Source organism: Streptomyces anthophorae, from assembly GCF_049310305.1.
Classification (GTDB): Bacteria; Actinomycetota; Actinomycetes; order Streptomycetales; family Streptomycetaceae; genus Streptomyces.
Map to the genome: position 1 here is coordinate 3,605,504 of NZ_JBLWQQ010000001.1, position 13,507 is coordinate 3,619,010.

A 13,507-nucleotide genomic window follows, 5' to 3' on the forward strand; every position below is an offset into this window, starting at 1 on the left:
TCCGCTCACACCTCGATTCGGCCGAGGCGGCGGATCACGAAGAAGCCGATGCCGTAGAGGCCCAGTGAGATCAGGATCAGCGTGCGGCCCACCCCGGAGTCCGTCACCCGTGCCAGTGCCCCGTCGTTCGAGGCGTTGACCATGATGAGGGAGCCGAGGCCGAGGAGCGGGACCGTGAAGGCCGTCGCGTTGACCTCGGAGAGCATCGTGCGGATCTCGCGGCGGGTCTCCTTCCGGTCCTCCAGGGTTTTTGTGAGGTTGCGGAGGGAGGAGACGACCGTGCCGCCCGCCTTGTTGGACAGGACCAGGGTGGTCACGAGGACGACCAGTTCGCGCGAGGGCAGGCGGGTCGCGAGTTCGTCCAGGGCGTCGTCCACCGAGCGGCCGAGCGCCAACTGGTCCGCCACCCGTGAGAGTTCCTCGCCCGCGGGCGCCTCCAGCTCCTCCGCCGCCATCGCCAGTGACGTACGCAGCGCGAGGCCCGCAGCCGTCGCGTTCGCCAGGAGGCGGGCGACGTCCGGGAGCTGGTTGATGAAGGCCTCGATGCGTTTCTGGCGTTGCCAGTTGAGGAAGATGAGCGCGCTGTAGACGGTCACCAGTGCCGCGATCGGGCCGAAGAACGGCGCCAGGGTCGACGCCGCCAGCAGCCACAGGCCCACCGCGACCACGGCCACGTAGACCGAGAACTCGCCCGCCGTCACGTCCAGGCCCGTCGCCGACAGGCGCAGGTGCACCGAGCGGCCGAGCCGGGTGCGGCGCAGGCGGCGGTCGATGGTGGTGAAGCGGCGGGCCCGGCCGCCCGCGGCGGCGGACGGGGCGCCGCCCGCCGGGTACGCGTCCAGGCGGTCGGCCAGCTCCTGGCTCCGGGCCCGCCCCGACGCCAGCGCGTGGACGCCCGCGATCGCGACGACGCAGGCGAGGACCGTGGCGCCCAGGGCCAGCAGGACAGGGGTCGTCATCCCGTCGCCTCCCTCGTGTTGCGTACGTCCACCGACTCCACGACGCCGAACGCCGGTGGCACCGCCTCCCCCGCCACGTACAGCCGGTCGGCGAGGAGGCGGGGCAGCGGGAGATGTTCGTAGTAGCCGCGGACCCGGCGGATCTCGTCGTCGGTGGCCCCGGAGACGTAGGGCTGCGCGACGAAGCGGGTCGCGGTCGCGATCCGGAACTGTTCGCGGCCGTGCGAGACGAGGAGGGCGATCTCCGTGATCCGGCGGGAGCCGTCGGCGGCGCGCGTGAGCTGGACGAGGACGTCCACCGCCGAGTTGATCTGGTCGCGCAGCGCCTCGAAGGGGACGTCGACCTCCGACATCGAGCCGAGGGTCTGGAGGCGGGTGAGGGCGTCCTCCGCCGTGTTCGCGTGGACCGTGGCGAGCGAGCCGTCGTGGCCGGTCGACATCGCCTGGAGCATGTCGAGGGTCTCGCCGCCGCGGACCTCGCCGACGATGATGCGGTCGGGGCGCATGCGCAGGCTGTTGCGGACCAGGTCGCGGATGGTGATCTGGCCCTTGCCCTCGACGTTCGCGGGGCGGGATTCGAGACGGATCACGTGATCCTGTTGCAGTTGGAGCTCTGCCGAGTCCTCGATCGTGATGATGCGTTCGTGGGACGGGATGAGCGCCGAGAGTGCGTTCAGGAGCGTCGTCTTTCCGGAGCCCGTACCGCCGCTCACGATGATGTTGAAGCGGGCTCGGACGCAGGCCGCCAGGAACATCAGCATGTGCTCGTCGAGCGAGTCGAGTTCCAGGAGTTCGTTCAGGCTGTACGCGCGCGGGAAGCGGCGGATCGTGAGCGTGGCGCCGGTGAGCGAGAGCGGCGGGATGATCACGTTGACGCGTTCGCCGGTGGGCAGGCGGGCGTCGACCATGGGGTTGGACTCGTCGACGCGGCGGTTCACCGTCGAGACGATGCGTTCGATCGTCTGCATGAGCTGCTCGGAGGATGTGAAGCGGAGCGGGAGTTGTTCGACCCGGCCGGCGCGTTCCACGAAGATCGAGTCCGGGCCGTTCACCATGATCTCGGTGATCGAGGCGTCCGCGAGGAGGGGTTCGAGGATGCCGAGGCCGAGGGCCTCGTCCACGACGCGGCGGATCAGCTGGGTGCGCTCCGTCGAGGAGAGGACCGGGCCCTCGCGGCTGATGATGTGGCCGAGCACGCGCTCCAGGCGGACCCGGCGTTCGGCGGCCTGGAGGGACGACATCTCGGCGAGGTCGATCTCTTCGAGCAGCTTGGTGCGGTAGACGGCGACCAGGCCCTCGTCGCGGTCGGGGGGCGTGGGGGCGTCGGGGCCGCCGAGAGCGGGGTCGCGGGTGGCGATCACTCGTGAGCGCAGGCTCATGTCCTCAGATCAACTCCCCACGTTCTCGCGGTCGTTCGGCATGGTCGCGGTGCGGTGGATGTACCAGCCGTCGCCGAGCAACGGGATGATCGGTCGTACGTGGACGGTGACGGTGTACGTCACCGTGTCCTCGCCACCCGCCGGTTCCGCCTTGGGGTCCAGCCAGGCGCTCGTCGCGGCGGACGCGGCCGTCTGGGCGGACCCGGGGGTGAGCGATTCGGCTCTCGCCGCCGCGCGGGCGGCGGATCCCGCCTGGTTCGCGGCGTAGCCGACGAGGCCGAGTTGGATCGCGGCCATGCCGATCACCAGGAGGAAGGGGAGGAAGCCGGCGAACTCCAGCATGGAGACTCCGCGGTCGCCGGATACCTTTCGCCGCCGCGGGGTTGACGTCTCGGGGCTCTGCCCCGGGCCCCGCGCCTCAATCGCCGGCGGGGCTTGATAAACCGTCACCGGACCGCCTCCGTTGCTGCGCCTGCCTCGCCCGTGACCTTCCAGCCGGGGTTCACGCCGGGGAAGAACAGAGGAACATCCACGTTGACCGTTGCTCGGGTCACCGTGCCGTCGTCCGTGCAGGTGATCTGGGCGCCCTGCCAGGACCCCGGCAGGTTCTTGCGGCCTGCCGCGTCGCAGGCGCCCGCCATGTTCCCGGTTCCCGCGGCAGCTGATGTCGCCGCCCGTGCCGCCTCGTCCGCCGCGTTCCCGGCCAGGGAGTACGTGTAGCCCCACAGGACGCATTGCCACATCAGGCCCATGACGACCAGGACCAGCGGGAACATCGCCGCGAATTCGAGGGTCACCGCGCCCTTGTCGCCGCGGCGGCGGGCCCGGCGGCCGGACGTCGGGGGTGCGGGCGTCGCCACGAGGTCCAGGTCCGCCGCCAGCGCCCACATCGCCTGCTTGACCGTCGAGCGGTTGTCGAGGTCCTGCATGCGGCCCGCGTCGACCGCCGCCTGGAGTTCCTTGTACGCGGCCGGGATCGAGGTGCGGGCCGTCTTCGTGCCCGTGACGCGTTCCACGAGTGACGGCTGGATCTCCGCCGAGCGGGCGTGGCGGTTGACGACCGTGAGGGTCTCCTCCGCCTTGCGGACCTGGAGGCGGTCCCAGAGGCGGACCATGCGTTTCGCCGCGCGTACCGCCACGACGTCCGGGGTGACCAGGAGGACCGTCTGGTCGGCGAGTTCGATGGCGGTGGTGTTCGCCGCACTCATCTGCGTACCGCAGTCGATGATCACCACGTCGTAGCGGGCGCGCAGGGCGTGGATGACCTGGCGGGCCACGCGGTCCGTGACGTCCTCGCCGCGTTCGCCGTCGGCGGGGGCCAGGAGCAGGTCGACGCCGGACTCGTGGGCGAAGGCGGCGTCCTGGAGGACGCGGGGCGTGATGTCGCGGATCGCGGCGAGGTCGGCGACGGAGCGGCGGAACTGGACGTCGAGGTAGGAGGCCACGTCGCCGGACTGGAGGTCCAGGTCGAGCAGTGCCGTGGCGCGGCCCGACGCCCTGGCCGCGAGGGCCAGTTGGACCGCCGTGACCGTTGTCCCCACGCCGCCCTTCGCGCCCGCCACCGCGACGACCCGGCCGCCGCCGCCCGCCGGGACGAGTTCCGTTCCCGTGCTGCCCGCCAAGTGCCGGCGCATGCCTGCCGACCAGGATGCCGCCGCCTGCACGCGTTCCGCGAGGGCGTCGTAGCCGAGGGGGAACGCGACGATGCCGCGCGCTCCGCTGTCCATCGCGGCGGTGAGGAGGGCGGGGCCGGTGTCGGCGGTGAGCAGGACGACGCCCACCGCGGGGAAGCGGAGGACCAGGTCGCGGATCAGGTCGAGCGCGGGGACCGGGCCGATGCGTTCGTGGACCAGGACGACCTCGGGGAGTTCGTCCAGGGACTCGGCGGCGAGGCCGGCCAGGGTGTCGAGGAGGGCGGTGGCGTCGGCGACGGGTGGGGCGGGTTCGGCGTCGGGGAGTTGGGAGAGGAGGGTGACGAGGCCTCTGGCGGTTTCCGGGTCCGATACCGCCGGGAGGATGCGGGTGGTCATCGGCGGGACGCTCCGTTCCGCGGCACCGGGGTTGACGACTCGGGGCTCTGCCCCGGACCCCGCTGCTCAAACGCCGCAGGGGCTTGATGTGCCGGAATCGCCGCCGATCCTTGAAATGACCGTGCCGCCACCGTGGCTTGAAATGCGGGAGCTGCCCTCACTTGTCGCCCTCCAGCGTGTACGAGCGGTCCTCCGGGGTGATCTTCTCGTCGTCGCCCGGGGCCACCAGGGCCAGGCGGACGTGGGTCGCGAACGACTCCGCGTAGGCCACGCGCTGGGCGTCCGCGGGGCCGAGGGCGAAGGTGATCGGGACCGCCTCGCCCTGCCTGCGCGTGGCGTTCTCGCTGTCGGCGGCGCCCTGCTGGTCGATCGGGGTGAGCTTGCCGACGTCGATGACGCCGGCGTTCTCCACGATGACCTTGGACTGGTCGCGCTGCTTGTCGTTCTCGGCCTTGAAGGTGGCGTAGATGTTGACCTTGGAGCCGGGGTTGATCTTTCCGGCGACGCCGGTCTCCGCGTCGATCATGATGGCGATCTCCTGCTGACCCGCCTCCAGCTTCGGGCGGTCGACGATCATGTCGGACTGGAGCAGGGAGCCCTTCTTGAGCTGCGTGACGGCGATCTTGCCGCGGATCTCGCCGAGGTCGGTGACGGCAGTGTCGGACAGCCACCGCTTCGGCATCCGCACCTTCTCGAACTGGTCCGCCGTGAGCTGCTTGTACGGGGACACGTCCTGTTTCAGCTCGTACGCGTCCGTCTCCGACCCCACCTTCGAGTCCACGTCACGGATCACGGCCAGCACACCGGCGAACGCGCCGATGGCACACAGGGCCGAGACGACCAGGAGTATGACGCCGCGGCGCTGACGTGAGTTCATGGACCGAGCAACCTCGTTGGTAGGGGCCAGTGGGGTCGGGGTGGGGTCAGTGGTGATGTGCGCGTGGGAGCGCCGTTCGGGTCGGGCCGGCCGCCGGTGCGAGCGCGGAGCGTGCCGTGGCGCCCGCGCTCTCGGGTGGCGACTCGCCGGCCAGCGGCGCGGAGCAGAACCCGCAGCGGTCGCCGATGAGTTCGAGGCCGCACCAGTGGCACTGCTCGCGGCGGACGGACGAGACCAGTTGGTAGAGCACGGAGATGTCGGGGATGGCCGCCGCGAACTCGACGATCCGGCCGGGGCCGCCCGGCTTGCCCGTCGCCCACCAGCGCGGCGAGTCGGCCGGAAGTCGCGTGCGCGACACGCTCTGCACCCGCCAGGCGGGGGCGAGCACGCCGGTGAGCCAGTCCGGGGTGTGCTGGCCGACGGCGTAGACCATGCGGGTGCCGAAGGCGGGGCCCGTCGGGGTCTCCGAGCCCGTGAGACGCAGGAGTTGGGGTTGCGGTGAGGCGACCACCGCGAACTGGGCGTTCGGGGACCAGGACTTCGCGTGCGCCTTCAGGGAGACCGGGACCCGGTCCAGTTTGGCGACCGAACCGACGACGGCGCCCGCGTAGACGTAGTGCGCGAGCAGGCGGGCCGAGGAGGCCAGGACCCCGGGGCTGAAGTCGCAGATCGACAACTGGCGCAATTGCAGCGCGAGGACGGCGAGGCCGAGGGGCGGGAGCGCGGGGCGCAGGATCGCCATTCGGTCGGTTTCCAGCACCGAACGGATCGAATGCAGCCGGTGCACGGTCGCGTCCGGCGCGGACTCCGGACAGAGCACGATCACGTATCCGTGCTGTTCGATCAGCGTGTGGACGTCGGTCAGGGCCCTGTCGAGCGGATACTTCTGCTGCGGTTCGCCCACGGGCAGCACGGTGGCGGTCGGTGTGTGCCGGTCCGGCGAGGCGAGGACCAGGTCGGGGTCGGTCACGGCTATGGCGGTCGGCACGCGTGAACCCCCCGGTCGTCGCTCTGCGTCCCTCCAGCGGCACCTCGCGGTGCCGTTGCTCCAGCACCATATCCACGCAGCCGCCCCGCAACACCCCACTTCGCACTGTTCACGGGGCGATCGGGGCGGTCCCGCAGCCGGTTGGCGAAGAAGCGTCGGTGACAACCCTTGACAAGTTCAATGGTCTGGACCAGTTTGTACGGCCAGCAGTCGCTTCCCCAACTCCCCCCACATCTCCCCCACTTCGGTGCCGGAGACCTCCCCCCACTTGGAGGAAGAAATGGCGCATTCCCATCGCAGACGATCCCGGATCGGCGTGCTTCTGGGCGCGTTCACGGCGGCGGCGCTCGCCGTGGGCGCTCTCGCCACGACAAGTACGGCCAATGCCGCGAGTACGGCGGAAAGCTCCACGGCCGCCGTTCCCGCGCACGCCGTCACCGGGTACTGGCAGAACTTCGACAACGGCGCGACGGTGCAGAAACTCTCCGACGTCCCGGACGCCTACGACATCGTTGCCATCGCCTTCGCCGACGCCACCACGACGCCCGGCGCCGTCGACTTCACGCTCGACTCGGCGGGTCTCGGCGGCTACACGGAGGACGCCTTCAAGGCCGACATCAAGGCCAAGCAGGCGGCCGGCAAGTCCGTGGTCATCTCGATCGGTGGCGAGAAGGGCACCATCCAGGTCAGCGACGCGGCCTCCGCGGCCAACTTCGCCGACTCCGTGTACGCGCTGATGCAGGAGTACGGCTTCGACGGCGTCGACATCGACCTGGAGAACGGGCTCAACTCCACGTACATGTCGCAGGCGTTGAAGTCGCTCGCGGCAAAGGCGGGCGGCGACTTCGTGCTCACCATGGCGCCGCAGACCATCGACATGCAGTCGACCTCGGCCGAGTACTTCAAGACCGCCCTGGCCGTGAAGGACATCCTCACCGTCGTCAACATGCAGTACTACAACAGCGGTTCGATGCTGGGCTGCGACGGCAAGGTCTACAGCCAGGGGTCCGTGGACTTCCTGACCGCCCTCGCCTGCATCCAGCTGGAGGGCGGGCTCGACCCCTCGCAGGTCGGCATCGGCACGCCGGCCTCGTCGAGCGCGGCGGGCAGCGGATACGTGGCGCCCTCCGTCGTGAACGACGCACTCGACTGCCTCACCAAGGGCACGAACTGCGGTTCGTTCAAGCCGTCGAAGACCTACCCGGGCCTGCGCGGCGCGATGACCTGGTCGACCAACTGGGATGCCAGTTCCGGCAACGCGTGGTCCTCGGCCGTCGGACCGCACGTCGACGGCCTGTAGTCCCCCGCGTTGGCAGCGCCGCCGCTCCCCCGGCGGCGCTGCCAACGCCCGGTCCCCGTACGGATCAGAAGAATTCCGACCAGGGCACGTCCCAGACCTGCTTCACGCACAGGACGACGAACAGCAGGCCCGCGACGGTCAGCATGCCGTTGCTCAGCCAGCCGTTGCGCCAGCTCGCGGGCGTGCGCGAGGAGTTCAGGAGCCAGACCAGGGTGAGCGCCAGGAACGGCATGAAGGCCGCGCCCAGGACTCCGTAGATGATGACCAGACGGAACGGCTGGCCCTGGAAGAGCAGGATGATCGGCGGGAAGGTCATCCACAGCAGGAACGCGCGGAACGGCCAGCCCTTCTCGCGGTCGCCGCGCGCCACCTCCTCGCCGGTGACGACGCGGGAGAGCCGGTAGCGCTCGACGAAGTCGGCGAACATCAGGCTCACGCCGTGCCAGACGCCGATCAGCGAGGTGAACGACGTCGCGAAGAAGCCGACCAGGAAGAGCTTCGCCGTCGCCGTGCCGTACTGGGCCTCAAGGATCTTGGAGAGGTCGACGAGTCCCTTGTCGCCCTCGGCGATCGCCGTGTGCGAGGAGTGCAGCAGCTCCGCGCCGACGAACAGCATCGCCACGACGAAGATGCCGGTGGTGATGTACGCGACCCGGTTGTCGAGGCGCATCACCTTCATCCACGAGGTGTTGGTCCAGCCCTTCGCGTTGACCCAATAGCCGTACGCGGCAAGGGTGATGGTGCCGCCGACGCCTCCGATCAGGCCCAGCGTGTTGAGGATCGAGTCCTTCTCGTCGGGGAGGACCGGGAGCAGGCCCGCGAACGCGTCGCCGAGGTGCGGGGTGACGCGGATCGCCAGATAGACGGTGACGACGAACATGACGCCGACGAGCACCGTCATGACCTTCTCGAAGACGCTGTACTTGTTCAGCCAGACGAAGACCAGGCCGACCACGCCGGACAGGATCGCCCACGGCTTGATCGACCACTCGGCCGGGAACACGTCGGGGAACAGCGCCTGGAGGGGCAGTCCGCTCGACGACATCGCCGCGGCGCCGTACACGAAGCCCCAGATCACCGCGTAGATCACGAAGAAGTACGTGGTCCACTTGCCGAGGCTCGCCCAGCCGTCGAAGAGGGTGCGCCCCGTGGCCAGGTGCCAGCGGCCCGCCGCCTCCGCGAGGCTGATCTTGACGAGGCAGCCGAGGACCGCGGCCCAGAGCAGGGTGTAGCCGAAGTTGCTGCCCGCGATGAGGGTGGCGACGAGGTCGCCCGCCCCGACACCCGTCGCGGCGACGACGATGCCGGGGCCGATGTACTTCCAGCTGGATTTGCGGGGGCCTGGGTCGGAGGAGGTGGTACTGCCGGTTCCTGGGGTGCCCGTGGTGTCCGCCATGAACACCAAGGGTGCGCAAAGCGGCGCCGCTGGCAAGAGGCCCGTCAGGAACTCACTCCTCGAAGTACGCGTCCAGCGCCTTGTCCAGCTGGTCCGTCCACTCGTTGAGGCGGGCCTTGTCGGGGGCCTCGACGTCGTTCGGGAACCAGCGGCTGTTGGGCATGTGGACCGTCACCGTGAGCCGCTTGCGGGCGGTGCCGAACTCGACGGCGCTGATCTCGTCCCAGGTGAAGTCGGCCTCCTGGTCGTCCAACGTGAACCGGACACCGCTCGCGTCGACGGTGATCGAGCCGCGCCGGTCCTTGGCTTCGAGGACGGGCCCTTCGGTGTCGGGCTCCTTCTCGGCGGAGGCCTCCGAGGGCTCCTCCCGCGTGGGCTCCTCCGGCCCCTCCTCCGGCTCCGGCGTCACCTCCTGCGCCGGTTCCGCGGCCTTCGTGGCCTCCTCGGACTCCTGCTCCCCGACGGGGGGCGTCAGGCCGGGGATGTGCGCCGGGTCGAAGCCGGCACCGGTGACGGGCGTGACCTTCTCGTTCTCCATACGCTGCTCCACGGGCGGAAGTATGGCGGACAAGCCTGTGCCGCACCTCCCCCAGGGGTGGGTGCGGCACGGGCTCGGGGCACGGGGCGCTAGACGAAGAAGCCGATCACCAGGGCCACCACGAATCCGGCGACCGAGAGGACCGACTCAAGGACCGTCCACGTGCGCAGGGTGTCCCGCTCGGAGATCCCGAAGTACTTGGAGACCATCCAGAAGCCGCCGTCGTTGACGTGCGAGGCGAAGATGGAGCCCGCCGAGATCGCCATGATGACGAGGGCCGTGTACGGCTGCGAGTAGTCGCCGGCCTGGAGCAGCGGGCCGACGATGCCGGCCGTGGTGACGATGGCGACCGTCGCCGAACCCTGCGCGACGCGCAGCACCAGCGAGATCAGGTACGCGAGGACCATGATCGGCAGGCCGATGCTGCTGAACGTGTCGGACAGCGCCTGCGCGATGCCGCTGGCCTGGAGGACGGCGCCGAAGACCCCGCCCGCGCCGACGACGAGCAGGATGTTGGCGACCGGCTTCAGGGACGCGGTGGACACCGTCTCCAGGGACTTGCGGGACCAGCCGCGGCGCAGGCCGAGCAGGTAGTACGCGGCGAACAGCGCGATGGTGAGCGCCACGAACGGGTTGCCGAAGAACTCGATGACCGAGCGGGCCGTGGACGGGTCCATGGCGATCGAGGAGAACGTGGCGGCGAGGATCAGCACCAGCGGGATGGCGATGATCGTGAAGACGATGCCGAGCGGGACCGGGTCCTCGCGGGGCGTGATGCCGTCCTTGCGCTGCTCCTCGGCGAGCGCGGCCTTCGCCTCGTCGGCGGCCTCGACCATGTCCTGCGGAACGGGCACGAAGATCTTCTTGCCGATCCAGGCGGCCCAGCCCCAGGCGGCGAGCACGGCCGGGATGCCGCAGACGATGCCCATGAGGATGACCCAGCCGAGGTCCACGTGGAGCAGACCGGCCGCGGCGACGGGCCCCGGGTGCGGGGGCAGGAACGCGTGGGTCATCGACAGGCCGGCGAGCAGCGGCAGGCAGTACAGCAGGATCGACTTGCCGCCGCGCTTGGCGGCCGCGTAGACGATCGGCGCGAGCACGAAGATGCCGACGTCGAAGAAGACCGGGATGCCGAAGATGAGTCCGGTGAGGCCCATCGCGATGGGGGCGCGCTTCTCGCCGAAGAGGTGGATGAGGCGGGACGCGAGTACTTCGGCGCCGCCGGACACTTCCAGGATCGCGCCGAGCATGGTGCCCAGGCCGATGATGATCGCGATGTGTCCGAGGGTGCCGCCCATTCCGTCCTCGATGACGGAGGTGGCGGTGGACTTCTGGACGGTGCCGAAGAGTTCCGTGACGGAGAGGCCGGCCGCGAGGCCGACGGCGATGGAGACCGTCAGGAGGGCCACGAAGGGCTGCAACCTGGCCTTGATGATCAGGAAGAGCAGCAGCACGATGCCGAGGACGGCAACGGTCAGCAGGCCGGCGGTGCCGGGTATGAGGAGGAGCAGACCACCGGTGTGCTCAGGCGCGTCCGCGGCGGCGGACGTGAGGGGGGCGTACGGGGACATCGTTGACCTCGTAAGTACATGTGGGGATGCGGGGCGTTTCCAGCGTTTTCAGACAGGTGGGATCGCGGTGCGGCGCCCCGCGGGGCGCCGCACCGTGGCGCGGAGGGGGTGGCTCAGCTCAGGACGGCGAGCGCGTCGATCTCGATGAGCAGGCCCTTGGGCAGACCGACGTAGACGGTCGTGCGGGCGGCGGGGGCCTCCTTGAGACCCTCGCCCTCGAAGTACTCGTTGTAGATGGCGTTCATCTCGGCGAAGTGGTCGACGTCCGTCAGGTAGACGCGCATCATCATGACGTCGTCCCAGCTCGCGCCGCCCTCTTCGAGGATCGCCTTGACGTTGGCGAAGGTCTGGAGGGTCTGCTCCTTGAGGGTCGGGCCCGCGGGGGTCGGGGCCTTGCCCTCCTCGGCCGGCAGGAAGCCGACCTGTCCTGCGACCTGAAGGATGTTGCCCTTCTTGACGCCGTGCGAGAACTTCGCCGGCGGGGTGGTGTGGGTGGCGGGCGTGAGAGCGGTCTTCTCGGACATGTGAACTGGCTTCCTTCGGAGGGGTGTTACTTGGGAGGGGTACCGGAGTAGTCCCGGCTGATGGCTTCCGCCGTGCGGCGCACCAGCGGGAGCAGGGTGAGGAGTTCCTCGGCGGTGACGACGACGTTCGGCGCGGAGACCGACATGGCGGCGACGACCCGGCCGTCCGCGCCGCGGATGGGGGCGCCGACGCAGTTGATGGACTCCTCGTGGCCACCGAGGTCGGTGGCCCAGCCCTGTTCGCGCACCTTCTCCAACTCCCGCAGGAACGCTGCGGCGTTGGGGGTCGAACGGGCCGTGTACATGGGGTAGTCGAGCTTCTCCGCGAGGGCGCGGCGCTCGGCCTCGGGGAGGTCGGCGAGGAGCAGCTTGGCGACGGCGGCCACGGTGATGGCGACCGGCTTGCCGACGCGCGAGTACATGCGCACCGGGTAGCGGCTCTCGACCTTGTCGATGTAGAGGACCTCGTTCTCCGCGTACACCGCGAGGTGGACGGTGTGCCCGACCTTCTCGTTGAGTTCGACGAGATGGGCGTGGGCGATCTCGCGGACGTCGAGGTTCTCGACGGCCTCCTGGGCGAGCGCGAAGAGGCGGGCGCCGAGGCGGTAGCGCTGGTCGGTCTGCCGGTAGACCAGGCCGTGCTCGTGCAGCGTCCGCAGCAGGCGCAGCGCCGTGGACTTGTGCACGCCCAGGCGGTCGGCGACCTGTCCCAGGTCGGCGGGTCCCTCGGCGAGCAGCGGCAGGATGCTGAGCGCGCGGTCGACGGTCTGGCTCATGGCGTACGTACCTCCTCTGCGGCCGGCTCGTCGGTGGCATCGGCTGCCGCCCAACCGGGGCCGACGTGCAGTGTCCCCCACTGTGCCGCGTCGAGGCCGACCAGGCGGTCCGCCCGGGCGCGGCTCGGCGGGGCGGCGAGGTCGCCGGGCTCGGTGAGGGCGACGGCGGCCCAGAGGTGGCCGTGCCGGAGGCGTTCGGCGACGGGCAGTCCGCGCAGCGTGGCGGAGAGGAAGCCCGCGGCGAAGGCGTCGCCCGCGCCCACGGCGGCGACGACGTCGACGCGCGGGGAGGGCTCCTCGTGGCGTCCGTCCTCGTCGTACGCGACCGCGCCGTCGGCGCCGCGCTTGACGACGAGCAGCGCGGGCTCGGGCAGGGCCTCGCGGATGGCGTCGGGGCCGCCGGTGATGCCCCAGGCGTCCTCGGCCTCGTCGTCGCCGACGAACACGATGTCGGCGCCGCGCGCGAGCTCCAGGAGCACCTCGGGGCCCTCGTCGGACCCCGGCCACAGGCCGGGCCGGTAGTTGACGTCGAAGGAGACGAGGGGGCGTCCGGCGCTCGGGGCGGTCAGCTCGCGCAGCAGGCCGAGGCAGGTGGCGGAGAGCGCGGCGGTGATCCCGGACAGGTGCAGGATCCGGCCGGAGCGCAGCGCGTCCTGGTCCAGGTTGGCGGTGGACATCGCGGAGGCGGCGGACCCGGCGCGGTAGTAGGCGACCTCGTGGGCGGCGGTGGCCCGGTCACCCGCGGTGCGGAAGTAGATGCCGGTGGGCCGGTGCAGATCACGGCGGACGGCGGAGGTGTCGACGCCGTACGCGCCGATGGCCTCCACGAGGTGGTCGCCGAAGCCGTCGGCGCCGACCCGGCTGACCCAGGCGGAGCGGTGCCCGGCGGCGGCGAGCACGCACGCCACGTTGGACTCGGCGCCGCCGATCCCGCGATCGAACGAGGGCACGTCGGCGAGCCGCCCGGGGACGGAGGGCCGGAACGTGACCATGGACTCGCCGAGCGCGACTACGTCGGCGCCATCGGCGACATCGACGGCGCTGGTCGGTACTGCGGGTCCGGTGGCGGTCACGGTGGGTCGCACTCCTCGCGGCAGGGGTCCTCGGGCTCCGTTGACCCGACGTTGGCTCGGATGTTAGACAGCATGAAGCGACATACGCAATGACCG

The 13,507-nt window shown here is 70.4% G+C and carries 13 protein-coding genes; 1 reads left to right on the forward strand and 12 read right to left on the reverse strand.

Going from position 1 to position 13,507, the window contains the following annotated elements; genetic code table 11:
• Positions 1-5: 5 nt before the first annotated feature.
• The 6 genes from ACNYS0_RS16005 to ACNYS0_RS16030 all read right to left on the reverse strand — a co-directional run bounded on the left by ACNYS0_RS16005 (position 6) and on the right by ACNYS0_RS16030 (position 6,233).
• The gene (locus ACNYS0_RS16005) at positions 6-959 is read right to left on the reverse strand and encodes a type II secretion system F family protein (protein WP_422474299.1); all 954 of its coding nucleotides are present in this window, start codon (positions 957-959) and stop codon (positions 6-8) included.
• Positions 956-2,338, reverse strand: coding sequence for a TadA family conjugal transfer-associated ATPase (locus ACNYS0_RS16010; RefSeq protein WP_422474300.1), 1,383 nt, complete (start codon positions 2,336-2,338; stop codon positions 956-958). Before ACNYS0_RS16010 ends, ACNYS0_RS16005 begins: the two co-directional genes overlap by 4 nt.
• A 9-nt stretch (positions 2,339-2,347) precedes the next feature.
• The gene (locus ACNYS0_RS16015) at positions 2,348-2,680 is read right to left on the reverse strand and encodes a TadE/TadG family type IV pilus assembly protein (protein WP_422474302.1); all 333 of its coding nucleotides are present in this window, start codon (positions 2,678-2,680) and stop codon (positions 2,348-2,350) included.
• Between the two features lie 104 nt (positions 2,681-2,784).
• On the reverse strand, positions 2,785-4,368 hold the full coding sequence (locus ACNYS0_RS16020; protein ID WP_422474304.1) for a CpaE/TadZ family protein: 1,584 nt from the start codon (positions 4,366-4,368) through the stop codon (positions 2,785-2,787).
• A 157-nt stretch (positions 4,369-4,525) separates the two neighbouring features.
• A complete protein-coding gene (gene cpaB, locus ACNYS0_RS16025; protein ID WP_422474306.1) occupies positions 4,526-5,245 on the reverse strand; it encodes a Flp pilus assembly protein CpaB in 720 nt (239 codons plus the stop codon).
• A 46-nt stretch (positions 5,246-5,291) separates the two neighbouring features.
• Positions 5,292-6,233: a hypothetical protein gene (locus ACNYS0_RS16030; RefSeq protein ID WP_422474308.1), complete on the reverse strand. Its 942-nt coding sequence runs from the start codon at positions 6,231-6,233 to the stop codon at positions 5,292-5,294.
• A gap of 280 nt (positions 6,234-6,513) precedes the next feature.
• On the opposite strand from ACNYS0_RS16030, the gene ACNYS0_RS16035 reads away from it, so the two are divergent.
• Positions 6,514-7,533 (forward strand): chitinase, encoded by a 1,020-nt coding sequence (locus ACNYS0_RS16035; protein ID WP_422474310.1) that lies wholly within the window; start codon positions 6,514-6,516, stop codon positions 7,531-7,533.
• 64 nt (positions 7,534-7,597) lie between these two features.
• Here ACNYS0_RS16035 and ACNYS0_RS16040 read toward each other — a convergent pair whose 3' ends face one another.
• The 6 genes from ACNYS0_RS16040 to ACNYS0_RS16065 form a co-directional block, all read right to left on the reverse strand.
• The gene (locus tag ACNYS0_RS16040) at positions 7,598-8,929 is read right to left on the reverse strand and encodes an Nramp family divalent metal transporter (protein WP_422474312.1); all 1,332 of its coding nucleotides are present in this window, start codon (positions 8,927-8,929) and stop codon (positions 7,598-7,600) included.
• Positions 8,930-8,981: 52 nt separating this feature from the next.
• Positions 8,982-9,479, reverse strand: coding sequence for a hypothetical protein (locus tag ACNYS0_RS16045; RefSeq protein ID WP_422474314.1), 498 nt, complete (start codon positions 9,477-9,479; stop codon positions 8,982-8,984).
• Positions 9,480-9,556: 77 nt separating this feature from the next.
• Positions 9,557-11,038, reverse strand: coding sequence for a GntP family permease (locus ACNYS0_RS16050; RefSeq protein WP_422409320.1), 1,482 nt, complete (start codon positions 11,036-11,038; stop codon positions 9,557-9,559).
• A 113-nt stretch (positions 11,039-11,151) separates the two neighbouring features.
• Positions 11,152-11,562 (reverse strand): RidA family protein, encoded by a 411-nt coding sequence (locus ACNYS0_RS16055; protein WP_422409318.1) that lies wholly within the window; start codon positions 11,560-11,562, stop codon positions 11,152-11,154.
• A 26-nt stretch (positions 11,563-11,588) separates the two neighbouring features.
• Entirely contained in the window at positions 11,589-12,338 is a 750-nt protein-coding gene (locus ACNYS0_RS16060; RefSeq protein WP_422474316.1) for an IclR family transcriptional regulator, read from the reverse strand.
• Positions 12,335-13,411 (reverse strand): sugar kinase, encoded by a 1,077-nt coding sequence (locus tag ACNYS0_RS16065; protein WP_422474318.1) that lies wholly within the window; start codon positions 13,409-13,411, stop codon positions 12,335-12,337. The genes ACNYS0_RS16060 and ACNYS0_RS16065 overlap by 4 nt, the downstream gene beginning before the upstream one ends.
• Between the last annotated feature and the right edge of the window lie 96 nt (positions 13,412-13,507).

Excerpts from the sequence above, each read along its gene's own strand:
- ACNYS0_RS16050 (WP_422409320.1), bottom strand. The coding sequence starts at position 11,038 with ATGTCCCCGTACGCCCCCCTCACGTCCGCCGCCGCGGACGCGCCTGAG.
- cpaB (WP_422474306.1), bottom strand. The coding sequence starts at position 5,245 with ATGAACTCACGTCAGCGCCGCGGCGTCATACTCCTGGTCGTCTCGGCC.
- ACNYS0_RS16060 (WP_422474316.1), bottom strand. The coding sequence starts at position 12,338 with ATGAGCCAGACCGTCGACCGCGCGCTCAGCATCCTGCCGCTGCTCGCC.
- ACNYS0_RS16040 (WP_422474312.1), bottom strand. The coding sequence starts at position 8,929 with ATGGCGGACACCACGGGCACCCCAGGAACCGGCAGTACCACCTCCTCC.
- ACNYS0_RS16020 (WP_422474304.1), bottom strand. The coding sequence starts at position 4,368 with ATGACCACCCGCATCCTCCCGGCGGTATCGGACCCGGAAACCGCCAGA.
- ACNYS0_RS16005 (WP_422474299.1), bottom strand. The coding sequence starts at position 959 with ATGACGACCCCTGTCCTGCTGGCCCTGGGCGCCACGGTCCTCGCCTGC.
- ACNYS0_RS16035 (WP_422474310.1), top strand. The coding sequence starts at position 6,514 with ATGGCGCATTCCCATCGCAGACGATCCCGGATCGGCGTGCTTCTGGGC.
- ACNYS0_RS16010 (WP_422474300.1), bottom strand. The coding sequence starts at position 2,338 with ATGAGCCTGCGCTCACGAGTGATCGCCACCCGCGACCCCGCTCTCGGC.
- ACNYS0_RS16055 (WP_422409318.1), bottom strand. The coding sequence starts at position 11,562 with ATGTCCGAGAAGACCGCTCTCACGCCCGCCACCCACACCACCCCGCCG.
- ACNYS0_RS16015 (WP_422474302.1), bottom strand. The coding sequence starts at position 2,680 with ATGCTGGAGTTCGCCGGCTTCCTCCCCTTCCTCCTGGTGATCGGCATG.